This window comes from Paenibacillus sp. 01T431, from assembly GCF_056398625.1.
The window spans coordinates 15,873-41,512 of record NZ_JBFTPT010000032.1 but is presented as its reverse complement, the minus strand read 5'-3'; the positions used below and the strand labels follow the sequence as shown (position 1 = coordinate 41,512).

General features: G+C 41.1%; 26 protein-coding genes and 1 pseudogene. 3 read left to right on the top strand and 24 right to left on the bottom strand.

The window, feature by feature from the left end; all coding sequences use genetic code 11:
- Window positions 1–340: 340 nt before the first annotated feature.
- The 20 genes and pseudogenes from cntE to AC1DM9_RS32835 all read right to left on the bottom strand — a co-directional run bounded on the left by cntE (window position 341) and on the right by AC1DM9_RS32835 (window position 18,170).
- Window positions 341–1,528, bottom strand: coding sequence for a staphylopine family metallophore export MFS transporter CntE (gene cntE, locus AC1DM9_RS32930; protein ID WP_477584226.1), 1,188 nt, complete (start codon window positions 1,526–1,528; stop codon window positions 341–343).
- A gap of 58 nt (window positions 1,529–1,586) precedes the next feature.
- Window positions 1,587–2,321 carry an ABC transporter ATP-binding protein gene (locus AC1DM9_RS32925; protein ID WP_477584224.1) on the bottom strand — a complete coding sequence of 245 codons (735 nt, stop codon included), beginning with the start codon at window positions 2,319–2,321 and terminating at the stop codon, window positions 1,587–1,589.
- Window positions 2,322–2,324: 3 nt separating this feature from the next.
- A complete protein-coding gene (gene cntD, locus AC1DM9_RS32920) occupies window positions 2,325–3,131 on the bottom strand; it encodes a staphylopine uptake ABC transporter ATP-binding protein CntD (RefSeq protein ID WP_477584222.1) in 807 nt (268 codons plus the stop codon).
- Window positions 3,132–3,135: 4 nt separating this feature from the next.
- Window positions 3,136–4,032 (bottom strand): staphylopine uptake ABC transporter permease subunit CntC, encoded by an 897-nt coding sequence (gene cntC, locus AC1DM9_RS32915; protein WP_477584220.1) that lies wholly within the window; start codon window positions 4,030–4,032, stop codon window positions 3,136–3,138.
- Window positions 4,033–4,965, bottom strand: coding sequence for a nickel/cobalt ABC transporter permease (gene opp1B / locus AC1DM9_RS32910; RefSeq protein WP_477584218.1), 933 nt, complete (start codon window positions 4,963–4,965; stop codon window positions 4,033–4,035).
- Window positions 4,966–5,061: 96 nt separating this feature from the next.
- Entirely contained in the window at window positions 5,062–6,678 is a 1,617-nt protein-coding gene (cntA, locus tag AC1DM9_RS32905; protein WP_477584216.1) for a staphylopine-dependent metal ABC transporter substrate-binding lipoprotein, read from the bottom strand.
- 44 nt (window positions 6,679–6,722) lie between these two features.
- Complete coding sequence (locus AC1DM9_RS32900; RefSeq protein ID WP_477584214.1) at window positions 6,723–8,027, bottom strand: opine metallophore biosynthesis dehydrogenase; 1,305 nt, start codon at window positions 8,025–8,027, stop codon at window positions 6,723–6,725.
- A gap of 30 nt (window positions 8,028–8,057) precedes the next feature.
- Entirely contained in the window at window positions 8,058–8,852 is a 795-nt protein-coding gene (locus tag AC1DM9_RS32895; protein ID WP_441883989.1) for a class I SAM-dependent methyltransferase, read from the bottom strand.
- A 26-nt stretch (window positions 8,853–8,878) separates the two neighbouring features.
- Window positions 8,879–9,712, bottom strand: coding sequence for a histidine racemase CntK family protein (locus AC1DM9_RS32890; protein ID WP_477584244.1), 834 nt, complete (start codon window positions 9,710–9,712; stop codon window positions 8,879–8,881).
- Between the two features lie 97 nt (window positions 9,713–9,809).
- The gene (locus tag AC1DM9_RS32885; protein WP_477584212.1) at window positions 9,810–10,049 is read right to left on the bottom strand and encodes a hypothetical protein; all 240 of its coding nucleotides are present in this window, start codon (window positions 10,047–10,049) and stop codon (window positions 9,810–9,812) included.
- 109 nt (window positions 10,050–10,158) lie between these two features.
- Entirely contained in the window at window positions 10,159–11,061 is a 903-nt protein-coding gene (locus tag AC1DM9_RS32880; protein WP_477584210.1) for an NAD-dependent epimerase/dehydratase family protein, read from the bottom strand.
- A 35-nt stretch (window positions 11,062–11,096) separates the two neighbouring features.
- Entirely contained in the window at window positions 11,097–11,756 is a 660-nt protein-coding gene (locus AC1DM9_RS32875; protein ID WP_477509788.1) for a type 1 glutamine amidotransferase domain-containing protein, read from the bottom strand.
- A 109-nt stretch (window positions 11,757–11,865) separates the two neighbouring features.
- Window positions 11,866–12,753, bottom strand: coding sequence for a LysR family transcriptional regulator (locus AC1DM9_RS32870; RefSeq protein WP_477584208.1), 888 nt, complete (start codon window positions 12,751–12,753; stop codon window positions 11,866–11,868).
- A gap of 276 nt (window positions 12,754–13,029) precedes the next feature.
- Window positions 13,030–13,569 carry a GNAT family N-acetyltransferase gene (locus AC1DM9_RS32865; protein ID WP_441883974.1) on the bottom strand — a complete coding sequence of 180 codons (540 nt, stop codon included), beginning with the start codon at window positions 13,567–13,569 and terminating at the stop codon, window positions 13,030–13,032.
- Between the two features lie 373 nt (window positions 13,570–13,942).
- The gene (locus AC1DM9_RS32860; RefSeq protein ID WP_477584206.1) at window positions 13,943–14,836 is read right to left on the bottom strand and encodes a nicotianamine synthase family protein; all 894 of its coding nucleotides are present in this window, start codon (window positions 14,834–14,836) and stop codon (window positions 13,943–13,945) included.
- Between the two features lie 177 nt (window positions 14,837–15,013).
- Window positions 15,014–15,247: pseudogene (locus AC1DM9_RS32855) on the bottom strand (thioredoxin reductase); the annotation flags it as partial.
- A gap of 61 nt (window positions 15,248–15,308) precedes the next feature.
- Window positions 15,309–15,473, bottom strand: coding sequence for an AraC family transcriptional regulator (locus AC1DM9_RS32850; RefSeq protein WP_477584242.1), 165 nt, complete (start codon window positions 15,471–15,473; stop codon window positions 15,309–15,311).
- A 649-nt stretch (window positions 15,474–16,122) separates the two neighbouring features.
- Complete coding sequence (locus tag AC1DM9_RS32845; RefSeq protein WP_477509791.1) at window positions 16,123–16,989, bottom strand: SDR family oxidoreductase; 867 nt, start codon at window positions 16,987–16,989, stop codon at window positions 16,123–16,125.
- On the bottom strand, window positions 16,986–17,495 hold the full coding sequence (locus AC1DM9_RS32840; protein WP_477549564.1) for a hypothetical protein: 510 nt from the start codon (window positions 17,493–17,495) through the stop codon (window positions 16,986–16,988). The genes AC1DM9_RS32845 and AC1DM9_RS32840 overlap by 4 nt, the downstream gene beginning before the upstream one ends.
- A 105-nt stretch (window positions 17,496–17,600) precedes the next feature.
- Complete coding sequence (locus AC1DM9_RS32835) at window positions 17,601–18,170, bottom strand: MarR family winged helix-turn-helix transcriptional regulator (RefSeq protein ID WP_477509834.1); 570 nt, start codon at window positions 18,168–18,170, stop codon at window positions 17,601–17,603.
- A 300-nt stretch (window positions 18,171–18,470) separates the two neighbouring features.
- On the opposite strand from AC1DM9_RS32835, the gene AC1DM9_RS32830 reads away from it, so the two are divergent.
- Window positions 18,471–19,055 carry a hypothetical protein gene (locus AC1DM9_RS32830; RefSeq protein WP_477509835.1) on the top strand — a complete coding sequence of 195 codons (585 nt, stop codon included), beginning with the start codon at window positions 18,471–18,473 and terminating at the stop codon, window positions 19,053–19,055.
- Window positions 19,056–19,214: 159 nt separating this feature from the next.
- Here the strand turns inward: AC1DM9_RS32830 and AC1DM9_RS32825 are convergent, their stop codons facing one another.
- From AC1DM9_RS32825 to AC1DM9_RS32810, 4 genes are all read right to left on the bottom strand, one after another.
- Complete coding sequence (locus AC1DM9_RS32825) at window positions 19,215–19,940, bottom strand: glycerophosphodiester phosphodiesterase (protein WP_477509793.1); 726 nt, start codon at window positions 19,938–19,940, stop codon at window positions 19,215–19,217.
- 78 nt (window positions 19,941–20,018) lie between these two features.
- Entirely contained in the window at window positions 20,019–20,204 is a 186-nt protein-coding gene (locus tag AC1DM9_RS32820; RefSeq protein ID WP_477509794.1) for a hypothetical protein, read from the bottom strand.
- A gap of 116 nt (window positions 20,205–20,320) precedes the next feature.
- A complete protein-coding gene (locus AC1DM9_RS32815) occupies window positions 20,321–21,151 on the bottom strand; it encodes a metallophosphoesterase family protein (RefSeq protein ID WP_477549565.1) in 831 nt (276 codons plus the stop codon).
- A gap of 36 nt (window positions 21,152–21,187) precedes the next feature.
- Complete coding sequence (locus tag AC1DM9_RS32810) at window positions 21,188–22,135, bottom strand: glycoside hydrolase family 43 protein (RefSeq protein WP_477509796.1); 948 nt, start codon at window positions 22,133–22,135, stop codon at window positions 21,188–21,190.
- A gap of 1,155 nt (window positions 22,136–23,290) precedes the next feature.
- On the opposite strand from AC1DM9_RS32810, the gene AC1DM9_RS32805 reads away from it, so the two are divergent.
- Window positions 23,291–24,421, top strand: a complete 1,131-nt coding sequence (locus AC1DM9_RS32805) for a glycosyltransferase family 4 protein (protein ID WP_477509797.1) — start codon at window positions 23,291–23,293, stop codon at window positions 24,419–24,421.
- Window positions 24,418–25,416, top strand: a complete 999-nt coding sequence (locus AC1DM9_RS32800; RefSeq protein WP_477584204.1) for a phosphotransferase — start codon at window positions 24,418–24,420, stop codon at window positions 25,414–25,416. The genes AC1DM9_RS32805 and AC1DM9_RS32800 overlap by 4 nt, the downstream gene beginning before the upstream one ends.
- Window positions 25,417–25,640 lie beyond the last annotated feature (224 nt).

Sequence of the window (25,640 nt, the reverse complement as noted above, 5' to 3'; positions counted from 1 at the left end):
AAATGATCACCATCCATTATTTTTAATTGTTAACCTTAAAAATTAAATTTAGGTTAACAATCGGATTTTGCTATTCTAGCAGACCTGCACTCCCCTGTAAAGAGAATACAAAATGAAGGATTGAAGATTAACACCGCGAGGAAGCAACCGAAAGCCTCATGAATAATAACAAAATATAGAATTATACTTTTGTTCAGCTACTCCAAAAAATGCTAAAATAGATACAACAAAAACCCTTCTGCTCGGATCACAAAAGGGTCGATCTTTTAAATTATGAAATATGATTTAATGTTTTTTTAGCTTGCACATGTGTAAGAATAATAAATATTTTCAAGCCCTGCTATCGTTGTCGAACAGACATTTTTCCTCGATCATAAGCAAGGATGATCATCGTCGCACCTAAGCCAGCACTGATCATATACATCATAGAATATGAGGTGAAATCAGCTATTGGCCCCATAATAACGCCGCCCAACGAAATTCCTAAATCAGCCATAGCAATAAAAAGTCCGATTAACATATTGCGGCTCTTCTGCGGCAAAACAAATGTTAAATAGGTTGTTAACGTAGGATAGATGAGAGCCTGAGCCGTTCCCATTAAAATGGAACCCAAATAGAAAAAAACAGCTCCCCCCGTTACAGAAAAGCTCACGCATTGCGCCGCCAATGTCAAAAGGAGCATATTCCTCATCATAAACGATGAATGCCATTTTCCGTCCGAAGGAATCTTTTTTCTTAAAGCAAAACGAGCCAAAACAACGGTACCCGCTTGCAGCATTAGATAGATTCCAGCATTGCCGTTTTTTAATTCCGAAGCGTATAAAGGAATAAAGGTGGTAACTGCTCCAAATACCATTGAAGCTACTAACATCAACATGCTGCACTTAAACAAGATTGGGTTAGTTACTAACTGACCGAAGGATTTAAACATACTTTCTGACTGCTCGGTCTGATTTGCAGCAGTCTGGTCGCTTCCTTGATCCATTTTGGTGCCATAGCCGAACACCCCCGTAAAGATCGCAATCGCAATCATGACCATCGTAAAATAATTCATATCCCCCGTTTGCCAAATGCCCAAAGCCAGAACAGGGCCAAGGATACCTGGCATATACGTAAATAAAGAATAAAGTGAAATGCCTTGGGAGCGATCCTTCTCTGGCAGTGAATCAATGATGCCAATCTGCAATGCCATTGAGAAAAAAGCGGTTGAAACTCCTTGTAAAATACGGGCAATTAAATAACCCTCTAAACCCGTAATCGTATAGAGGATTAAAGCAAAACCATTGACGATAAGAATAATGCGCAGCACTTTTATCGGTCCGTGCATTTGAATAATCCGGCCTGCCCACGGTCGAAAGAACATGGTAGTGAACAAATACGCACCCATGATTAAACCGATCGTTGTGTTGCTGGCTCCGAGTGACTCTCCACGCAAAGGTATAATGACATTTAATATGGAATTGCCGCTGAAATAAAGAAGAGCCAGCATATACAATCGTATAAAAGGCCAAGATAATGCTCCACTCACAACTTCCCTTCCTCCTAACTTCTGCATGCAAATATCCTATTCTCCAAAACTCATTCAGCTAAAAAGTGATAAGCATCTGCAACAATTTTTTCGCATATTCCGACTTGACGTCATTTAATTGTTCGATTCTCACTATTTCTTCAACTTGACCATCTCTAAAAATAATGACTCTATCGCAAATATAGGCCGCAGCCTGTATATCATGTGTGATAAATACATAACTCATGTTGTACATTTTTTTTAAATCTTTTAATAAATCAAGCACTTGGGTTTGAACAGATACGTCTAATGAGCTGATTGCTTCATCTAACACAATGCATTTTGGCTCGATGGAGATGGCTCTTGCAATACATACCCTCTGTACCTCTCCGCCCGATAGTTCATGTGGATATTTTATTTTATAGGATGGATGTAATCCAACTTGATTTAACAGCGTATCAACCATACTATGTTTTTTTTTATACCTTTTTATTGGCTCCATAATGGCTTCTTCGACCGTAAAAAAAGGATTAATGGACGACTTATAGTCTTGAAATACCGCGCTAATGTTGCCAAAGCGCACATTTCTATCCCCTACACTCTTGCCATCAAATAAAACGCTGCCTCGATCAGGCTTTTCAATGCCTAATAACAATCGCCCTAATGTTGATTTTCCGCTTCCGCTCTCTCCAATAATACCGAGACATTCGCCCGCTCCACATTCAAAACTAATATCATTCAACACTTTTTGTTTCTTTTTCGAAAAAAACCCGCCTTTTTCATACGATTTATCCACATGATCAATTTTCAGCATTGTTCAACCCTCCCCCATGATCAGCATAAAATGATTACTCAGCGCCAATCTAGTAGACAACAAATATTTTGTATATTCATGCACTGGTTCTGAAAAAACAGCTCGGATGCTTCCTTGTTCGACAATCTCTCCATCCTTCATGACCAAAACGTCATCGGCCATTTTTTTTACAACGCCGAGGTCATGAGAAATAAAGATCATCGAGCAGCCCATTCGCTCACGCAATTGCATAAATTGTTCAATCACTTCAAATTGTGAAATGGTATCCAGACCTGTTGTTGGCTCATCCGCGATAATAATGTCAGGCTCCAGTACTAATGCGAGCGCAATCATAACTCGCTGCAGCATGCCCCCCGATAGCTGATGCGGATACTTATTCATCACTTCGATCGGATTGTTCAACATCACGCTTGCCATAGCTTTTTTCATTTTTTCTACGATTTCGTTCGTACTCCAGCCGAAATGTTCATAAAGGGTTTCCTTCAAATGAATGCCGATCACACATGAAGGGTCAAATGCACTCATCCCATTTTGCATAATCATACATAGCTGCTTTCCCCTTTTTTTCCTCATTTCATGTTCAGAAAGATGATTTAGATGTTCACCTTTAAATATGATATCGCCAGATTGGCGCAGCCAGGCTTTATTCAACCCCATAATCGACCTGCTGGTGACAGACTTGCCGCTCCCGCTTTCCCCTACTATAGCGAGGCAGCTGCCTTGCTTTAACTCGAATGAGCTGTTATGAATGATCACATGATCCGTTTTCATATCCCATACTTTTAAGTTTTTCACCTCTAATACATTCATGGCTTTAATCTGCCACCTCTTTTTCGCGAAAACTTTTTTTGGTCACGATTCGTTTCTCTTGAAGCATAGAATTAGACCTCATTAACTTCGGATCCAATGCAATCTGAAGGGCATCCGACAAGAAATTGAATGCCGAAACGATAATAATAATAGCTATGCCTGGGGCTAACATGAGCTCAGGTCTTGTAAACATAACTTCCCGCGCTTCATTCAGCATCATTCCCCATTCCGCGTCGGGCGCTTGAATGCCTAATCCTAGAAACGAAAACCCTGATATTTGCAAAATCATCGAACCGATCGCGCTGCTCGAGATGACTGTTATGTCCGCAAATGTAACTGGAATCATATGCTTATAAATAATTTTTGTATTGCTGATGCCAGATGCTTTGGAAAATTTGACATAATTAAGTTCGGAATACTGCATCACAGACGTTCTGATTACCCGAGCAAACCATGCCCATTTCATAACAACAAACGCTATCAAAATGTTTTCAAGACCTACGCCTAGAATGCCGACTAACGCCAGTGTCATAACATATAGCGGGAAAGAAAGCATGATATCGCAAACTCTCATAATAAAGGCATCTACTTTTCCTCTAAAGTAACCCGCGATAAAGCCTAATAAAGCGCCTATCCCTATCGATATCGCTAATGCTGCCAATACCCACAAGACACTGGGACGAATCCCATAAATTAATCGGGATAGAATACATCTCCCCAAGTGATCGTTCCCGAGCAGGTATTCCCAGGACGAGGACGCATATCTTACGCTCATCTTGACTTCGTTAGGATCATGCGGGGCAAAAAAAGAAGGAAATAATCCGACAATAAGCGTTGCAGCAATAACGATTAAGGATAAGCTGCCTATTTTATCTTCGCTTATGTTTTTTAATCGTTTCATCTAGATCTCCTTCCTCATTTTAGGATTCAAAACGGCATTTACGATGTCCGAAACGGTATTAAATAATACAAATGCGACTGCCACTATTAGAACATAGGCTTGGATCACAGGGAAATCTCTGCTTAGAATCGATCTTATACTTAAACTGCCTAACCCTGGCCAGGCAAAAACATTTTCAACAACGACGGTGCCTCCTAAAATAATCGGGATAGCCATACCGAAAATCGAAATGGCAACCTGCAAGGAATTTCTTAATATATGCATCGTAATTTTTTTCTCAGACAAGCCAGATGCCCTGCCATATAGAACATAGTCTTCATTTAGATTGCTTATCATCGAGCTTCTGACGTTTCGAAAATAAATCCCTGCATAACTTATCGCAATCACAGTTACCGGCAAAATATAGCTTTTATACGAATCCATTCCGCTCGTAGGCAGCAAATCCAATTTAACGGATATATACCAAATTAAAATAGCTGCAAGCCAATATGACGGCATGGATGTTAATAAAAATGAGATGCCCCTTACTGATTTGTCTATCATTTTCCCTTCATTTATTGCACTAAGCACCCCCAATAGGATGGACAAAACAATAACAACGATAGATGAAACCAGCGTTAGCTTTAACGTATTCAGTAAAGCTGGACCTACCATTGACCAAATCGGTTTTCCTGTGACATATGAATCTCCAAAGTCTAGTTGCATGCAGGCAACGACCCAATGTAAATAACGAATGATAAATGGCTGGTTCAAGCCAAGTTCTTCTTTTGTCTGAGAAATTAAATCATTTGTTATATTGGGTATGCCTTGCGCTTGCAATATCAATTGGGCCGGATCTTGGGGAGAGAGATTAATGAATACAAACGTTATAAACGAAATAATTAATAGAAGAGGGATTGCTAACAATAGCCTTCTAATGATGTACCTTGCCATATAAAAATCTCCTTTCTACAGAAAATATCAAAAGACTCTATCCTTCTTTACTCAAAATAAAAAAGGGAGTAATCCTCCCCTTTAATTTTTCGCGTTCTATTCAAAGCTCATTCGCTCGAATGGCAGCTCAAATTGTGTTTGTTTAAACGAGATATCTTTTATCTCTTTTGGCGCCACGATAGTGACACTGCCATTCGAGATTGGAATAAAGACAGCTTCGTCATGAACGATTGTCATAATATCAGCATATAACGTTTTCCGTGCAGCCTCATCCTTGGATACCATGACCTCATCAATTTTCTTGTAAAGCTCACTTGCTTCCGCAATTCCGCTTGTTGTATGCAAATAAGCATTCTCAGAAGTAAAAGCAGAGATGGTGCTTTGCGGATCATAAGCGAGTCCCCATGTTTGATTGAATAATAAATCATAATCTCCAGTTGATCTTCTTTTGGCGATTGAGGTTGATTCCTCACCGATAATTTCCAATTGAATACCTATCTCCTTCAAAGAGCTTTGAATAAATTCAGCCTGCGTTTTTTGGGAAGAAGAATTGCTGTCATAATATAATTGGATTGCTAATGTTTTGTCATCCTTTACTCTAGCAGCAGCGCCTTTCTCCAGTTTCCATCCTGCACCTTCCAATAGTTGCTTCGCTGCTTCCAAATCATAGTCTCGTTTCTTCAAATCGACATTCGCATAATTGACGTTAGCAGAAAATAGGGAATGGGCTGCTGATTCAGTCCCGTTAAAAATATCCTTACTAATCGTATCTCTATCAATAGAGTGCCAGATGGCTTCACGAACAGCTTTTTCACTTACGGGATGATCGGATTTACTGCTGTTGGCCACGATCATTTTTGTGTTCATCGCTTCACTTCTAACAAGCTGATAATTGCCTGTTTCGATTAATTGTTCCATAGCTTCAACATCAATACTGTCTGCACCACGATCATCAGTGAACACAAAGTTCACTTCACCCTTTTGCAAAGCTAGGAATGTCGTCTCCCCCGCTGGGAGAACTTTAGACGTAATTTTTTTAATGTTAGGAACGCCGCCCCAATATGCATCATTCGCTTCAAACGAAGCATACTTATCGGTTTTATGATCCGTAAGCTTATATGGCCCTGTGCCGTTATAGCCATTTACGCCATTTTTCGTTTCTCCATCCATAAAGTTTTTAGGGGAGATGAATACGTACGGCCTAGTCATGGATAATTCAACTAAGGTTGGATAATAGGATTCAGACAGTGTGAGTTCAACTGTATATTCATCTACCGCTTTAACGCTTACTATTTTTGTCGACAGCTTGATCCAAGTATGCTTTTCTTTATTATGTTGTACCGCTTCAATATTTTGCTTTACAGCCTCTGCGTTAAAAGGTTCACCATCATGGAACTTCACATCTTTCCTCAAATGAAAGGTATATATTTTGCCATCTTCAGAAATTTCCCATGATTCAGCCAGTAAAGGCATGATTCCCTCCTTTGTGTTTTCGACTAAAGATTCGTACACTATTCCTTGTGCTGGCATTGAACCTGCATAAAGATGTGGATTCATATCATTAATGTCTTTGGCCGATGCATACACGAGTTCTGTTTTCTTTTCCTTATTTGTTGATTTCGATTTCGCATCCTTGACGTCGCTGCAGCCTGCCAGCACAATTAAAAGCATCAGCATGGATAAAACAACAACAAGCAAATTTCCTTTTTTCACAATATTTCCTCCTAAAAAATATAAGTTCATTATGATTTCAACAATTACGCTTTTAAATATTTTCCAATTTCATTACAAATTCTGTTCAAGTCTTCTTCAAAGCTTTGAACAGCAAATGCAGCAGATAACCTAATTTCCTTATGGGATTGAACAACTTCTTCCAATTTATTCTCATAGGTAAGTATGAATTTATCGATGGTAGGGCAGCTCGAATCTATAAATTTTGCAATTCCCTGAATGATTTTCAGACGATAATAATCCTCCTTTGGCATTCTTGGAATATCCAAATCACCTTCCCTATTGATGAACATCTTTCTGATAGGGACTGCAGAAAAGTCGAAATATTTCCCATCCTTATCTGGTTCAGAAAAAGGATCGATCAATAGCGAGGTGTAACGGATATACAACAAATACTCTTGATGAATAGTTTCGAACGTGGGGAAATTATCTATATCATGACGTGATAAACTTTCGAGTCTTACCGGATAATTGTCATCCGTCATAAATTTAAGTAAATTTATACCTTTTATATGTAGCTTACTGATAATATTCATAATTTCTTTCCAATGGGCCAACATCTCACGAATGAGTAATGGTGTAATTGGCCCTTCAGGATAAATTTTATAAACATACTTTTTGGTTTCTCGATCCCCGAATATCGTGCTTAAAGAAACGTCATTCATAAAGAGCGGCGGATGAACGTATAACGAAATATTTCTTGTTTCTGCTTCAATCGGCGATTCCATTATGTCTATCGCAATACCTAATTGTTTGTATGCTTTACAGAGTTCTTCAACATTAGGAGATGGGTACTTTGTAGAGCCTATAAAAACTTTTTTCTTGACCGCTGTCGTTAGGGCATGATTTGTAGGTCTAGCATGCATCCATCTTGTATCACCAAAGTAGGTGGAAAAACTAATAATTTCCGTACTCGGATTATAATCATTCATATAATGGCGAATTAAGTTATTCGAGCCCAACGTCGGTGAAATTAATAGCATGCTCTTTACTTTCCTTAGAAGCTTAGGATCGATTTGTTTCAACACTTCGATATAGGCATCCGTTGTGACAGCAAATATAAGGGTATCCCACTCACCTGTAATCGTTTCGTACCCTTTAAATACGTGATCTACAAAACATTCACCCTCCATAGCACGATGCTTCTCATTCTGAATGCTTACACGTATACGTTGATTGCTCTGTTTAATCGAATCAAAAAATGACTCAGAACGCACGGATTCTCTCCCTACTATCGCTATACGGCAATCCCAACATTTTTTTAGATTCACAGCGAGTTGAATCGTAGCTGGTCCCGTGCCTAACAGCAAAACATGTTTGAAATCACCCATAAATGCCTTCCTTCCTAATAAAAAAACACACTATGCTTTTTGGTACAATGCAATATCAAACAAATGATCTGGACGTCTTACCTGTTCAACCAACCTCCATTTTTGAGCATTCACCTCTTTCAATGGAAAATTGAATAATGATTTTATTTGTTCTCCATATCTCATTGCCACAACGACATGCTTATTGGTCAATGAATAGAGCTGATCCAATATGTCATATTTATTTTCAACGGTTGAGCTAAAAATGATATGGGACGCCAGTTTCGTAAAATCAAGATTTTCCACCAGCCTATTCTCTAATCGAATATTCAAGCCGCTGCTAAATTTCTCCACAACGCTCCTTCCAAGCTCTATAGCTTCATCGTCAATATCTAAGCCAACGACCTCCGCTCCAGTGCGCTTCGCAATCAAAATGGGCGTCATCGGAAATGCACCTGAGCCTATTAATAACACTTTTGAATCCGAGGATAATTGGAAGCTCCCAAATTCTTCTTCGATGCACGATTCTATGTTTTTGAAATAATCGGTTATCTCAGCATTTCCTTCATGAAGCTTTAATGCACGATATTTCTCCATAATCGCAACGCAAAATGCCGATTTTCTTCTCAAATCCACCACAAGTTGAAGAATATCATTGGAATCATGATGTCCAAGTAGATCCCAAGCTTCATGGTTACTTCTGTTTGTTACGAATTTCGAATATTCATCTATTAAATTTTCCATCTCCGAGCTATTGTTAACCGTATGATCATATCGGCCTGCTAAACGATCAAATTTTTCTGAAAATTCAATCAATTTATTTTGAAAACTCTCCACCTTRTTCATTGTTTTCCCCCTGCTATAAAAAATCACTACACTTCTATAAAAGCTTTGCCCTGCGCAACAATTCCAACAGATCCTTCAATTTTAAGACTAGCAAGTACTTCTTTATAACAATCCGCCACTACTTTAATCGTGCCACCGGGTTGCTTTATTTGTGCAACAACTCCCTTCTTATTTTTCCATGCTAGATAAGCACCCAATGAAGCAGTACCTGAACCGCATCCCCTTTCCCAGATCATACTGTCTAGATGCGGAACATAAATCAGCGGAGCTAATTCAGCAGATTGTGATTTATACAATAAAATGCCAACCAAGTTTGCTTTTAAAGTTGATCCAAATAATTTAGCTAATCTTTGCGCTTTATCTCTATTCCATTTATCAAATTGCTCTACTTCTATCACAATATGAGTAAACTCCTGGTAACTCACTAGAATAACATCCAGATCGCAACCGTCATGTTTAATCGTTCTCTTTTCTATCTTGTTAGGAACTGGCATAGCAACTTGACATAAATATTCATCTGCCATTTTTCTTACCTGGCATATGATTAATTTATCTGTTCCTGATACCTCTAATCGTAATTCCGCCAAGGCATCCTGATCCAACCCTTTTTCTGACGCAATAAAAGCTGCCAATGACATGCACGCATTCCCGCAAAACTCACCTCCAGCCATGATCAAATGTGCATCCGCTTCTTTTTTATTCGATTTTTCGATAAAACCTACTTGCTCCGCATTCACGTTGTCATAGGACATCATTTTTGTTGCAATATGCTTATACTCATCAACAGGATGATTCGATTTAACTAAAATCGTCATATTTTGTGTTGGATTAAATTTAATAAAATCTATTTCCTGTTTCATCACAACTACCCTCAACCCTCCGATTTTTTATTGGTATTCCTTTAATGTGTAGAGTTTCCCAAGCTATAAAGTGTAATAATTACGATATAACATTGTTTTAAATGTAATGATTACGATTATCACTCACAGGATTGATTATAGCATGATGTTGAACCGTGTCAATATTGATTTTGGTTTTTTTTGGTTTTTCAATACTATTTGACGCTACTAAACAGCGGTTGCGCGGAATTTTATGTTTTTCAAAAAGAAAAAGCCACCTAAAAAGGCGGCTTACAATCCAAAAGAGTGCAAAAGAATATTTTCCATTCCCCGCTCCCAGCTTTAAATCCAATAACAAAGGAACAATTCCCTCCCATTAACCTTTTTCTTCTGTCCTCGATTGGATGAAAGTGCTCTGATTAACGGGAGCTCCTCCCTTGTTGATGCTCTTAAAATTCTCTACTGACTTACCATTGTAAATTGTTTTTTATCCAGCTAAGCAGTGATTCTTCCTTAGGGGCCCAGCCAAGTAAATTTCTTGCGTGAGCCGCACGTACACGGCTGTTTGAAGCGATGGCAAAACGCGCCCAATCCCCAAGCTCTGCAATCGACTCGTCTGCGGACCAGCTTATCGTCTTGCCGCCAAAGCCTAGCGCCTCACTGACCGATTTGGCGATGTCCCCGTACGATTCCTCCCCATTTTCGGCAAAGAAATACGATGCGGAAGGTGCTTTTTCAAGTGCCAACACATACAGCTGAACCAAATCCTTGATGTGTACATTGGACCAGCGGTTTACGCCTTTACCAACGTGAACGCCACCTTTCAGCTCACGCGACTTGCGAATAATTTGAGGCAATTGATCGCTTTCCACAGGCAATGCTAATGCATCACCATAGATCATAGACGGGACAATCACGATGCCTCTCACCCAATCCTCAATTCCAGCCCTGCGCACGAGGTTGTTGATCGCTACGCGATTTTCCCTAATATCCATAGGCACAAACGGCGTTTCCTCGTCAAAAATATGTTCGCTCGCTGTATCGCCGCGGGCATCATCCCCAACCACACTCGAACCCGAAGTATGCAGAAATGGTTTCCCGCTTCCGCGCAGCGCAGCAATAAAAGTCTCAACTGCCACTAAATGATCAGAATCGGCCGTATGAATAACTGCGTCGCTGAGTTTGGCATACTTCGTTAGAGTATCTGTATCATCCAACGTTCCAAGTATAGGCTCTATACCGATTTCCCTTAATGCTTCCACCTTATCGGGATTACGAACCAGACCGTAGACGGTATGCCCCGCATCAAGCAAAGCTTTGGCCACCGATCCACCAATATAGCCTGAAGCTCCTGTAACAAACACTTTCATAACTATCCCTCTTCAATCATGTTGTATAACTTAAATTAAGATAACTTTTCAATAACGGCTTTCGTTACAGCAAGCGTAGATTGCGGGTTTTGACCAGTAATGAGGTTGCCGTCCACCTCGTAATGAGTAGACCAGTTCGGCGCTGCCACGAATATTGCTCCTAGATCACGAAGCTTGCTCTCCAGCAAGAAAGGCAGATGCTTGTCCAGCGTCGTTTGGGCTTCCTCCCGATCTGTAAATGCATTGACTCTTTTACCCGCTACAAGCGGTTGTCCATTTGTCAAAGTTACACCAACCAGCCCCGCAGGACCGTGACATACAGCAGCTACAATTTTATCTTGTTCATAAAAATCACGCAGCAGCCTCTTCAGGTTTTCGTCATGCGGTAGGTCGTACATCGTTCCATGACCGCCAGGCAAAAATATAGCGTCGAACCCTTCAGCAGATACTTCATCCAGTTTTATAGTGTTCTCCAAATATTTCTGTGCATTCAATATTTCTTGCGGAGTGTTAGCATCAACACTTCCAGGATCAATTGGGCCGATTCCTCCAAGCGGGCTTGCAACCGTTACTTTATATCCTTGAGCCGTAAACTCCATATATGCTTCGGCGAACTCTGAAAGCCATATGCCGGTCTTTTTTCCTTCATGAATATCGGAATGGTTCGTAACAACGATCAGCACTTCTTTTGACATAATATTTAGCCTCCATTATTTTTTATTCTGCTGCTTCTTTATTTTAAGGCTCAATTCATATATAAAACAAATTACGAAATAACTGTTCATTAATAATTATTTTTATAAATCAAACGAAATGATCCTTCGTATTTTCCTTAATGACTGACATGATTTCATTGATTAGAGGTAAATGCTTATTCTTTAACTGATAAGCGAGATATAGCTCGTTTTTTACTTTTAAATGTTTAAAAATAACTTTTGCTTTCCCTGCTGTTAACGAATCTTGCAAGAGATATGTAGGGATGACACTTAAGCCCGTCCCAAGCTCAACCGCCTTCAGAATCATATGTAAATTAGGAATGACATGAATAGGTCTAATTTGAGGACGCATCTTAAAATGCTCTCTCCAAATTCTTCTTATGATTGGCAGTTCCAAGCCATAGCTGATCCATTTCTGTTCTGAGAGCCATTGCTCTTCAAGCTTCAGATTATCGAATGCAACAATTTCATAATCGCTTGGAGCAACGATAACAAACTCCTCATCCATCAATTTCAAATACTCGATACCGGGCGTTTGAAACCTTTGGGACATAATGAGGATGTCTAGCTTGTCTTCCTTCAGCAGCTCCAGCAATTGCTCAGCAGTACCAAAATGTGAAATGGTACAAACATTATATTTAGGAAGCTGCGGCAGTATTTTTTCACTAAAAAACTCATGCGCCGCTCCAATCTTGATTACGCTCAGCGTAGGCAAAGAAGTTGATTTAAAGTTCATCGTCGTATTCTCTAACGATTCAATGAGCGGAGCGAGCTGGGAATACAACTCCTTTCCCCGCTCTGTCGGGGTGATTTTTCTAGTCGATCGAATAAATAAAGTTTCTCCGACCTCCGCTTCCAAGGCAGCTAAATGCTGACTCATGGCCGGCTGCGTCATCATGCGGGTTTTTGCTGCTTCGGAAACGGATTGATGCTTGTAAATCGTGCAAAAGCTTCTATACCATTCAAAATCAACCATGCTGAATCCACCTTTGTACTAACATAAATAACACTATATTATCACACCTTGCCAGTGGGAACATGCATTTAAAACACATGGGAATGCAGTTCTATAAAATATTGTTAATATCAATAAAAGTAAGTACAGAGCCGGTTTAGTCAAATAAAACAATTACACAGAAGAAAAACCTTCCAGCAATCGCTTAGAAGGTTCTTTTTGTTGCTTTTAGTGAAGCTTTTCGTCATACAAAAAACGGTCCAAAACTTTCTTGAAAACAGTTTTTTGCACAGTTTGTTACGTAGCAATATCATGTTGCATGATTTTATTGCAATCTAAAAAGTCTAACCGCTCCACTTTATACAAATCATAGATCTGTTGCGCATTATTTATCGATTTATATATTTGATGGTTTATATCATTTGCTAATTTGGCATACGGTAATTTTTCTATCGCCTTCCTCGATCGAATATTTTGTTTACGGACTTTCAAAAATACCGTTTCGATATTATGCTCAAGGAATAGTTCAGTAAAAAAGGATTCCTTCGCTCGTTGGTTATAACCTTTTCCAAAATAAGGAGTTCCAATCCATGTGGCTAAAAAGCCGGTTTTATTAACAATATCATATAGATCAATAGTACCAATGGGATGTCCATTCTCATTTATTATTGTTCTAGATATACATGTCTCCTGTTCTTCTTCAACGATCAACTGTTTGGTTATGAATAAGTATTGTTCATATAATTGGCAATTATAACGAACGTAAGGAAAAACCGCAGGATCCATCATTAAGTCATACAGTGAATGGCATTCCTGCAAATCACGTTTTTTTAACATTAAATCTACCACCTAGTCCTTTTATTTCGCTATTTCTAACCCTTAAAGTATATAAAAGAACTTCGATGCTTTAATTAATTCTATATGGTCTTTGTGTAAATTCATCGCTGAAATTACTTACGCTTTAACTCCGGCAGAGAATAATGTGAGCTGATCTTATCAGCTTGTCCACCATCCCTCATTTAAAGCGTGTCCTTTAGCAGATAGGTCACTAAAAGAGCAATAAAAATAGCCACCTGGAAGGGTGGCTCGCACTAAAAAAAGTGAAAATGTATAGACTGCTCGACTTATCCCAAACTCCTCATGCAAATCAGATCCTCAAGAGCCTCGCCAATAATGTCGATTGCTTTGACGTTATGTACACGATACGATGTCAACCAGGTATGGCAGGAGCAGTCATACTTTCAAGAAACAAGGTCGAATTAATGACTAGCGTTTCTTCAGGCCAAGTTCGCGTCAGAATCCGCCACCCTTGCGTTTTCAACTGCGATTCATCAACCGCTTCGTACATGATTCGCTTCATTCCCTCAGCTGTTCGAACAGCTACTAGAGAATCTGGGGATGTACGTTTAATTTGATTCAGCACCCCAAGCTTATCTCTAACGAGACTAGCCACGAATACTCTACTATAAGAGCTATAATCAAAATCTGATCCATTCTCCAATACAACAGTCACTTTATTCCCAAATCCCATACGCTCGAGCAAAAAGCATGATGCATCATAGGCCACAGGATCAATTTCCAAGCAGAGAACCTCAACATCCCCGATAAGATGCAAAATAATAGGACTTAGCGGCATCGGCCCACTTCCAACAAAGACAATCCGCGACTTCTCTTTCTGACCATCCGCTCGAGTAATCCGGCGAAGAGTGGACAGCTCCTCACTAACTAAGGCCATATAAATGTTCCAGTAAGACAGCCTTCGAATGTTATCCAAGACGGAATCCTCTGATTTGCTAATGTGAAGAGAATCGCCTAACTCTACTAAAAATTCGGCTTCTGACAACTTATCCTGCAAATTTCGTTGGTTCATTCGAATATATTCGTTGCTAAGAACGGCCTGTACCTCCTCCGGTAAGTAGTGGGAACGTAATTGAAGTGAAAGGCGCCTAATCATGTTCGTAACTAATTGATTAGCAGGAGACAGATCAACTTCTTTTTGAAGAAGTTCATTTACTTCACGGATAAAAGCGATAAAGCCGTCAACCATTTGTATTCTTGTTGTGTTGCTTGTAAGTAAAATAGAACCAGATGAATAAACCTCCATTTACCCATTTCCTCCTTCATTCTCGATCCAATTTCTTACTACAGAATATATTCATATGATTAAGGTTGTATACGAATATAGGAACATGGATGGAACAAAGTAAGGGGACGCGAAGGTTCGCGTCCCCTACTCACTCAAATACTTACTAAGAACCAAATGCACTCCGCAAAATGACTTTTATTTCGTATATAAGCTTTTCATCAGTTCACGGTTTTTTTTCCTAAACAAGTCATTGTGCGAGGATACCATTCCATTCGCATTTGCATCCGGAGTCACGTATTGCTTTGCTTTATTAACTGCGTTCGCAGCGTCCTGGAACGCCCCCGCAATGAGATGCAGCTTTCCATCATGGTGTAAAATATCTCCTGCTGCATAGATGCCTGGCATCGATGTTTCGCTCATTGGAGATCCAGAAATCCAATGATCATGGAGATCAACACCATCAGTTGCAAGCTTAATCTAAATCGGAAAATCAATATATATGATTACCTAATTTATGTGTGTATGCGGATGGAGACACACCAAAATTTTTAAAAAATAATCTGCTGAAATATAAAGGATTCGTATAACCTACGCTAACGGCAATATCGTGGATGGAGAAATTGCCTGCTTTGAGTAGGTCACTGGATCTTTCCATACGATAATTAAAAACATAGTCAATTGGACGGAATCCGGTATATTTGTTAAAGAAGTCATTCTCTCGATTCCTGCAACTAATTAGAACTTGATGTAAGATGCTTAAGAATAATTCCTTGACACGAAGTTTTTCAATCCCTCCAGATGCATGAACATTCTGATGAAGCATGATTTGTACTTGGATTTGCTCCCGGTTCAAGCCTGAAATGAGAGTCGCATTCATGAGTCCAATTTACATCATCTAACTTATCTATTTTATAAAAAAGCGAATATTTCACGCAATATATTTTTCGGCTGGATGACTAAACGATAGACATCTTCTATTTCATAGGTACCAGCAGCAAAGATCTCTGCTAATTTATTTAAATTTATCATTGCTCTCTACCTGCTCCCTAGCATCAAGTCGTTTTTAATGTAAACTTCGAGAATGTTGTATTTATAATTCTCTCATATATTTCTTCGACAATAAATGATGCCCTTATAATATTATCAGAATCGATTACATCAATAGAGTGGCGTAAGAGGTTTTCCTATTTCAAGCAGAACCTTTCGCTGGAATAACTTTAATCACAAAAACCGCCTGAAGGCTGTGACAGCCGGTTCAGACGGTTCAGACGGTTTGGTTTGGAGAACGCTCTATTTACAGAAGCCTACCGAAATATATCCACATTCTCTTGCAGATACCCGTCCAGCGTTCGGGGCTGTCTGCCGAGCAAACGCGTGACATCGTCCGTTGGCCTTTCCGGCACCAACGTAGACATCGTCTGAATTTCTACAACGTGGTTTGCGAGCCAAGGGGGCATGCGCCCTTGCTCAGTCAGATTGCGAAGCATCACTTGAGGCTCCACGTTTATGTAGCGAATCGTCTTGCCTAGCAAAGCGGATAGCTTATCCGCGATCTGCGGATAGCTGTAGATCTCCGATCCGGTAAGCGTATAAATACGACCGGCTGCCTCCTGGTTGGTCAAAACTTCTGCTGCAACGTCCGCTATATCCCGGCAATCGATGAAATTGCAAGGCGCATCGCCCATGACGCCGAAGAAAGCACCTTGAGCTGTAATCGTCGGAACATGGCGCAGCAAGTTTTGCATGAATGCATAGGGACGCAATACCGTGCGAGTCATACCGGCCTCGTCCAAAAACGACTCGATATCGCGATGCCAGCCGGCGACTGCCACGGGCGAGAGCTCCTCGAAGGCTGGACTGGATATTTTGACGATATGCTCGATGCCGGCTTCGGCGGCGAGGCGAATGATCGTCATTTCCATCTCGACCTGTCTCGGGCTGTTGGATATGGTCATGAAGAGCTGCTTCACTCCGGCAAACGCGCGGCGAAGCGATTCGGGATCGGCGGCATCTGCCCCTGCCACCTCGATCGTGGATTTACCTGCATCTCCGAGCCGGTTGCGCAGCATCTCCGGTTCCCTGCTGAGCGCCCGAGCGGGCACCTCAAGATCGGCCAAACGTTTCAAAAGTTCGCTCCCTATCGTGCCTGTTGCTCCAATAATCGCTATCATCTTCTATCTCCTCCGTTTAACGTGTCATTTTTTTCCAACGCCTTGCGCCAACGCCATGTTATGATCGTGCTTGCAATCGTGCCGGATAATGGAAAATCGATCCATATCCGATCAAACCAAATCGAATAGTCGCTCAAACGAACTGTATCCGGCACTTTGTTCGTCACCCATGCGGCGTAAAAGCCGAGCGAAGCGCAGATTATCGCGAACATGACAACGACTAGCAAACGAGGCGGTCCAACAACCCATCGTATGCTTCTCCCCCGTTTGCGCAGCCAAAGCCCCAATAGCCATGCAATCAGTGCGGACGTTCCCCCAATTGTGGTTAACGCAGCGATCTGAAGGCTCTTGTCGCCTGTGATCAGTCCCCCGATGCCTGCCATGACGGCGGGCGAAACATAGGCCATCAGTACTTCGCGCCATAGCACAAAACCTTTCAATTCGGAACCTTCCGTTGCAAGGCTATAAGCAGGATCTGTATTGTGCGAATGCTTCACATTGCTCATGTTGTCACCCCTTTCTTCCAAAATTTGCTACAAATGTTTATATCGCCATATAATTAGGCGCCTAACTATATGGCGGTAAATAAGGGCTAGCATGACTAGCCCGTTTTACCCTTTCTTTATGCTACCATTTTCCTTGGATGCGCTCGGCTCGTCGGTCAATGCTGACATGCCTTGCGTCACCCGGCCTAACAAATCGAGAAATACTCTGCGCTCCTCGACCGTAAGCAAGCGGACCATCGCTTCCAGTCTCTCGAAGTGCTCTGAAGCCATGTCGCGAAGCTTGCTCGCTCCATTCTCAGTTAAGATGACTGACTTCTGACGGCCATCCGCCGAACTGGTCCGGCGGGATACGTAACCGTCCCGTTCAAGATTGTCGATAAGCCCCGTAACGGTAGCACGCGTTACGCCTAGATGCTCCGCTAATTGCGAGGGCAGCTCTTCGCCCTGGTGATCTTCAAGATCCGCTAATAAACGATACCGGCCTGTGGACAAACCGAATCTGGAAAAATGAATTTCCGCGGCATGTTCAAGCTTGGCTCCAGCGGCCATCAGCCTAGACGCGACAAGTACGGCTTGCGCATCGACGTTCAACCCGTAGCGCTCAATCTGACGTTTCGTTTGGACAAGTGAAGGAACAGCTTGACTATCCATCATTACATTTTTATCGTTCGCCATAAATGTAGTATGGCACCTAATCATTTTTGAGTCAATATTTTTTTTCGCTGTCATCCCAGCTCCTCTCCCCCTCGTGAGTGTCTAGTAACACAAATGGGCGAATGCGCATAGACTAGCGCTGAATATCATGATTCTTTGGCATTGGAGATGTGAGAATTGAGCAATACAAAAACAACTAAGGATAAAGCACAGCAATTTTCCATGAAAAAACTTTCACCCGTAAGCATTGTAAGAGAGCTTCCTCCCGTCCGCGGTAATTTAAGGACCTCCTCCTCAAATTCTAAGCCCTCCGATAATCAAATGGGCACAATATTGGCTATCGATGCATGCGTAGATCGCGCTTTTCGAATTCCTATATTTTTGAGTACAACAAACTCAGTAAATGACCTGCAAGGACAATTTCTGAATCGTCTTATTGCGGAAATTGAAGATGCATTGCTCTTTCCCCGCACATTGCCTGTAAGCGAACAATATCCAGAGAGCATCCTCACGAATATACGACGCTTGGTTTTTTCAAGCTACGGGTTGCTCACGATCAACTTCCGCAAATTTTTTGTTGAAATTCTTCAATCCAATGTGGGGCAGCCGCCATCGAGCACTCCGTTCTGGGAAGGATCGACTTTCTCTCAAATCGAGCCTGCCATGGCTTTTCAATTCGGAATTCCAATATTATTAGTTAGAGAGAAAGGAACGGACGTCAATAATGGCGTTTGGGCTGGTGGAATCACACCTCTCAACATATTTATTGATTGGGATTCCGACAACCAATCCGTTGACGATTTCTTTAACAGTGTTCAATGGAGAGAGGTCTTTGCAAATTGGACTGCAGAGGTAAGAGGTAACTATTTACTAAGAACGGAACCCTTGTTCAATAATCAACATTAATTATAAATCCACAGCCTTAATGGCTGTGGATTTTTAAGAATGAAGGTGAACCAAGTGTGAGCGTGTGCAAGTGATTAAGCCTAAAAAAAAGACAACCTTCATCAAAAAGGTTATCCTTTACACAGTTAAAATGTTATTCATGTACTTCGAAATGACTTATTAAGAGATATGTAATTCGGGATTTTTGCGGTAAAAATCCGCCCAAAGCTCCAGATTGTCAGTTGTAACCAGAGATGTCGGATATTTTTTTGCGATTAACTCCATATCCTCAATCGTATCAATCGGCCAAGGGCCGGATTCAATGCCGTGCTCCGCAATCATTTCCGCATATTTCAGCGTCATAAATTGTTTTTGCACCCCAAGATACGTACAGCGGATCTCCTTCATAAACGGGAAAACGTAAGGCATACTGCCACCGCAAATCATTCCCAATTCAATATTAGGATCAAGTTCTCTAGTACGTGCTATGGAAAAATGGTCGAAGCTGATAATCCGCGATTGGTCCAATGTATTCGTACGGCGAACAACATCCAGCACCGATTCTTCCAGTCCCGGATACCGGTCTCCGGTTTGCTTTAATTCGATAAGCACAGAAATGTTGCCCTTGAGCAATTTCATCGCTTCCTCCAGCGTCGGGATCGTTTCTATTTCCTTCACACGGAACCTTTTCAATTCCTCCAACGTATAATCGCGGATCAAACCTTGCCCGTCCGTCATACGGTCAATGGCAAAATCGTGCATCAGCACGGGCACACCGTCCTTAGACAAATGGACGTCTAGCTCCAAGTGGGTAAAGGACAAGTCAATGGCAGCCTGAAACGAAGATAATGTATTTTCCGGTAATCTCACCGGATAACCCCTATGCGCTACACCTCTGATTTTCATAGCCTTATCCTCCACTATTATGAATTTATGAATAGGCATTCGGCTGATAAAGTAAACAGCAGAATCTGCAAGCAAATTCTAGTATTTCTTAACTGTCAGATTCGAATCCGCCGGTTGTTCGATACGAGAGACTTTCTGAAACCTCTGCCGCTCTACATAGTTGGCGAATCTTGCAAACATCATGCTTGTCAGTACAGCAAAAAGCACGAAACCATAGAAGCCGGCTCCTAACCCGATACCCGCTCCACCCACGAACAGTATCATGGCCGCCGAAGTTCGTAGTATAGTTCGAAATGACGTACGATATCTGACACGGCGCCTGCCAGAGCATCATTCATTGCCTTGCCTCCACTCCAGAGCGATCTTTTTAGTTTGTGCCACTAAAACTTCATGATTTGATCCCGATCCGCATTTTGCCCATATGCATTTAATGGCCGATGATACAGAGGTAATTTTTCATATAAAACCTGTGCAGCTCTTACTAATTCTTCATCCTCGATGGCTACAATTCGGGTGCGAACTTCAGACTTATCGATTTCCACGATGCGTATGGAAGGATGACACAACCCTGCAGCAGTTTGAATAAAATTCCATTGCCCTTCCTTTACAATGGAGTGTACGTGATTGTGGCCGTTGAAGTAAAAACAGTTTCCTTGTCTTTTTTGTAATACGGCTCGCATATCAATCGTAGGATCAATATGCATCTTCTCATCCAGTGACCCAGTTGTCGTGTTATATAGGGGATGATGGGCAAAAACCAAGATTGGCTTAGATGGAGAAACGAGCATTTGTGCCTCCAACCATTCCAATTGTTCCGGATTAAGATGACCGCTATAATCTTGCGGGTCCATTTCTCTAGTCGAATCAACAAACACGAACAGGGCATCACTTGTTTCATATACATCGTTTAATGGTTGATCAATCAAATATTGAAGTTTTGTTTTAGGTAATTCATATGCATCGTGATTCCCTAGTACTTGTCGAAACGATACACCGGAGCTACGAATATACTGATATACGTTTTCGAATTCTTCCTCCGTTCCCATGTGGGTCAAGTCGCCAAGGGAGATGTGTAAATCTGCCTCGATTTCGAATAGCTTTTGCAAATATTTTTCATAGAAATATTCTTTAGCCCTTAACAGTTCTTCATTTCCTTGCACAAATTTGTTATCAAAAAAATGCAAATCTCCAAATAGCGCCAAACGCATCATTTTATCTCTCCCCTATCTAAATTTGAGTCGATTTCATTATTCGCCAGAAGGCACATCAATTGGCTGATCGATTGGGACCGGAATTCCGAAATCGGGATTACCTTGTTCATCCCATCCGAATTTTTGTGCTCTAGTACTTCTATGCGCACTTCCTGCGCCTGATACTGAAATAGCGTGGTAGATTATCCAATCTTCCTTGCCATCAGGTGACTTAACAAAACTATTATGTCCTGGCCCGAACACTTCGTTTTCCAAGCTCTTTTGGAATACTGGACTTTCGGTTTTTATCCAAGATTTTGGATTCATCAAATTATCCTGTTCAGAGCACGTCAGCAAACCTAGTGAATAGTCATCAGACCAACAAGTGCTAGCCGAGAACACAAGAAAAATCTTCCCGTTATTTTTCAAAATTACAGGGCCCTCATTAATCGCCATACCACCTTGCATTTCCCAAGGGTCCGTTGGTGCACTTAGCAGGACGTTTTCTCCTTCTAATGTCCAAGGATTGATCATTTTTGCCATATAAATCGCAGACCCATACTCCGGAAAATGGCCATATCCCGCATATAGGAAAAAAAGACTGCCCATATGTTCAAATACCGTACCGTCCAAGCCTGCATATTCTGTATTAATAAATCCTTTATCCGTCCAGGTTCCTTCAAAAGGGTCATCTTCCTCATTCTCAAGGACAAATATTTTACGAGTACTGTCCCCGCCCCCATCATTCGCCGTATAATATACATACCATTTTTTGTTAATATAATGAATTTCTGGAGCCCAAAGATTATTACTGTTAATTCCGGTCTCTTCCGGGATCCAGATTGTTTTTTTGTCACCGTTGGCGATATTCGTAATATTGTCTGATCTCCATAGGTCTAGACGATTCCTTCTTGTAACCATAAAATAATAGGTTCCATCTACGTGTTTATACATCCAAGGATCCGCGCCATGCACTAGTAATGGATTCACAAAAGTTTTGCTCATACGATTCCCCACTCTTCTAAATTATTTGAAGTTCGTTTACTCAACAGGTGAAGATCTATGCTTATAGTAGTAGTCTTGGCCTGTCGATCCATAGACCCGCCGTTGCTTTTATTTCCCAACTTCACACTTTTTTGAAGGCAAGCATGGAGTAATGCCTTCTTTTCCTATTTTTTAATACCATGCCTAGATATTTGTGTTCATTATACTTAGGATATTTCAAAAGTTATATATTAAATTTAGTACATAATATATAAGTTATAATAAAGAGTATGAGCTGTTGTCTAATTGAAGAAATCATCGCAGATTTCGCATTTTCAGTGAATACCTCATTAACCGCCATATATTCCGAAAATGCAAAAAAGACAGCTGATAAGATTGTTTAAATTAGCATTTCGCTTAATAATGCTTTATGAAATATTCTTTAATTTGGAATACCCTCATTAGATTTATATTAATATACTTCTCACTATACGATTCTGGTGTTTTTCATTCTATTAGTGATTATTGCTTGTAGTTGAGGTATCCTCGGCCGCAATGATAGAAGAGAAGAAATATCTATCCAGAAGTCTCGTAGTTTGGGTCTTTTGTGTTCTAAAATTCATATCTAGAGCTTCAATATTCAATCTGGTCACTCATCACCGCAGAGAAAACGTCCAATCCCAAAGCATCATCCGCACATAATCTACATAGCGTTTAAAAATCGGGATGTGATTGTTTAGCAACATAAACTTCCGGTACAAACGTTTGAGTTCTCAAGCAATGCAAAACTGTACGTTCACACACATTGTCCTAGCCTTTTATAAAAGGCTAGTATCATACCAGAACAAACATCCAATCACTAAGTTCTATCAGTACATACTCTACATGGAAATCAATACACAGGGAGGCGAATTAAAAAACACGCAATAACCTAGGTACGATTTTTGTGCTTTTCATTTATAGGACATCATCGCTTGTGGTTGCAACGTCCACAGTCGCAATGAGAGACAAGATGAGAGAACGCGACGAAAAACGTGAAGAAACAATCTGCTTCCTCAACAACAACAAAGTCTATTAATTGCGTAATCTACATTCGTTAACTCATATAATATCATTAATAACTAAGTCCATTCTTTGGGCTCGTTTTATAAAAATTAATGTGAAAGGAGTACTCAAATGAAAAGTAGAAGGAAACTTAAAGTATGGGTCATGACAAATGAATTTCATCCAAATATTGTTGGGGGACTCGGTATTGTCGCAACCAATTTGACTAAAATGCTGAGCAAGCTCGATGTAGAAGTTATGGTGTTATGCTCCAGTGACTCTAAGCAACTTTCGTTTTCGAACCCTAACGGCAGACTGCGAATCGTTAGGATTCCCAAAAACTTACGTTACTTTAGTCATTACACTCGAGCGTTCAAAGCTAGTACCGTTCTGCGGGCTGCAGTAGCCATGGGCTTCGGCAAACCAGACCTCATTCATGTTCATAGTACGGATTTCGCCGCAGTTGCTTTGGCAGCAAGAAGCTTGTACCGTATTCCTATCATTTATACATGCCATTCAATGGCTTCAAAAGGAATCACTTCATCATCAGGAAAAAACCAAGCCAAACTGTTTCTCACCGCGAAACGGATCGTCGTTCCGAGCAGGTGGCAAGCAAATGAAATCAAACGGCTGAATCCACGTAAACAAGGCAGTATAACCGTCATTCCTAACGGTGTGAAAGCCAAGTCGAAGCAAACTAAAGGTTCTCCTACCAAATTGCTCTATGTCGGAAGACTTCTTCCTTCGAAAGGCATTAACCCCTTAATCAAAGCTGTTGCTTTGTTATACCACAATCACAAGAATGTTAGTTTAACAATCGTCGGAAGCGGCTCAGTGGCTTATCAAAATAGTCTACAAGCCCTCGCAAAGCGATATGGCATTGCTGAACGCATTCATTGGATTAAAAAGAAACCGAACGATGCGGTACAGCGGATGTACGCTACTTATGGGGCCGTTGTTGTTCCGAGCAAAAAAGAGTCGTTCTGCCTTGTCGCGCTCGAAGCGATGGCAAACGGCGTACCACTTGTATCGACATTATCTGGCGGGCTAAAGGAATTTGTGAACACACGGAATGCCCAAGTTATTCATTCCGTTGATAGCTCCACTATCGCCGATGCAATTGCAGCGCTGTGGAAAAATCCGGAGAAGAAAAAGCAGCGTCTGACCAACGCCCATTCGACTGCCGCTCGTTATAGATGGCCTTCAATCGCTCGCCGCTACAAATCACTATATATGAAACTGAGGAAGGTGAATTCTCCTTGAGTGAGCAACCGATTTCTAGAATCGCAGAACGATTTGGAATAAAGGCAAGCAGAATAAAGAAAATTCGGAAAGGAGTTTATCGGGTTGTAACACCTAGCGGGAAAATATTCAGCTTGAAACGAATGCCAAAGCAGCTTGCGCGTTTACAGTGGACCGACCGAGTACTGCGACGTGTCCAAAATAGCGGACCACTTCTTGCATGGCGCAATCCACAAATGCCAGAAGGACGAAGGCTTTATGTAATCTCGCAAAAAGGAGAGCCTTACGTACTTACACCATGGATCTCAGGGAGAGAGCCTTCTCCCCGTTCTTTAAGCGATATGCGAGCATGCGGCGTCGCCTTAGCACAATTTCATTTGGCTGGACGTACCGGACTTAAAGGTAAAATCGCTCATAGCAGGATCGGATCATGGCACTCTACTCTTCGTTATCGGCAACGGAATCTACAAAAAAAGATTACCAAGGCGAATAGAAATGGTTTCAGTCCTCCGATTAACCGCTTTGTACAACAGCACCGCTCGGAAATTTTGCATTATTCGAGCCAAGCGGGAGCGCTGCTGCGAAACAGCGGATATCGAGCTTATTGCCGTAGTCCGCGCCAAAACGGAGTACTATCACACGGCGATGGAGGGCCCAGCAATTTTATTCTAAATGAAAAAGGAACATATCTTATCGACTTCGAAACGCTGCACGTCGATTTGCGCGCCTACGACCTGTTTCGAGTCATCTATAATTCGTGCAAAGATTACAATTGGAATTTCGCGATTGCTAAAGCTATTCTGACAGGTTACCGCAAGGTAGCGAAACTGAGTAAAACCGATTATGAACTTATTCAAGTCTGGTTACGGTTTCCGTACACTACGTACTTGGTGCTATCTCCTTTTGAGAGGTTTCCTTTAACTACAAGCTGGTTGCAATGGGCGCTTGCATCAGAAAGGAAAATCGGCTCGTTCCTGCAAAAACTCGACAATTATGCCGCGAAGCATAGCCAATAAATTTGCGGTAAAATCACTGGTTTGAATACTTCATTTACTCCGGTCTCGACTTTCTAAAAGAAGCTGTTCTTCCTTCGCAGGCAGTAATATTAATAGAGTAGACTCAACAAACGTGATTGCTTCTTTCCCACTCAGGGATTCAACTGCAGAAATATCGGATTCACTTAGATACTTCGTCATCATCAAGTTGGCCATTAAAACAACCATATTATTAATAAGTTTCT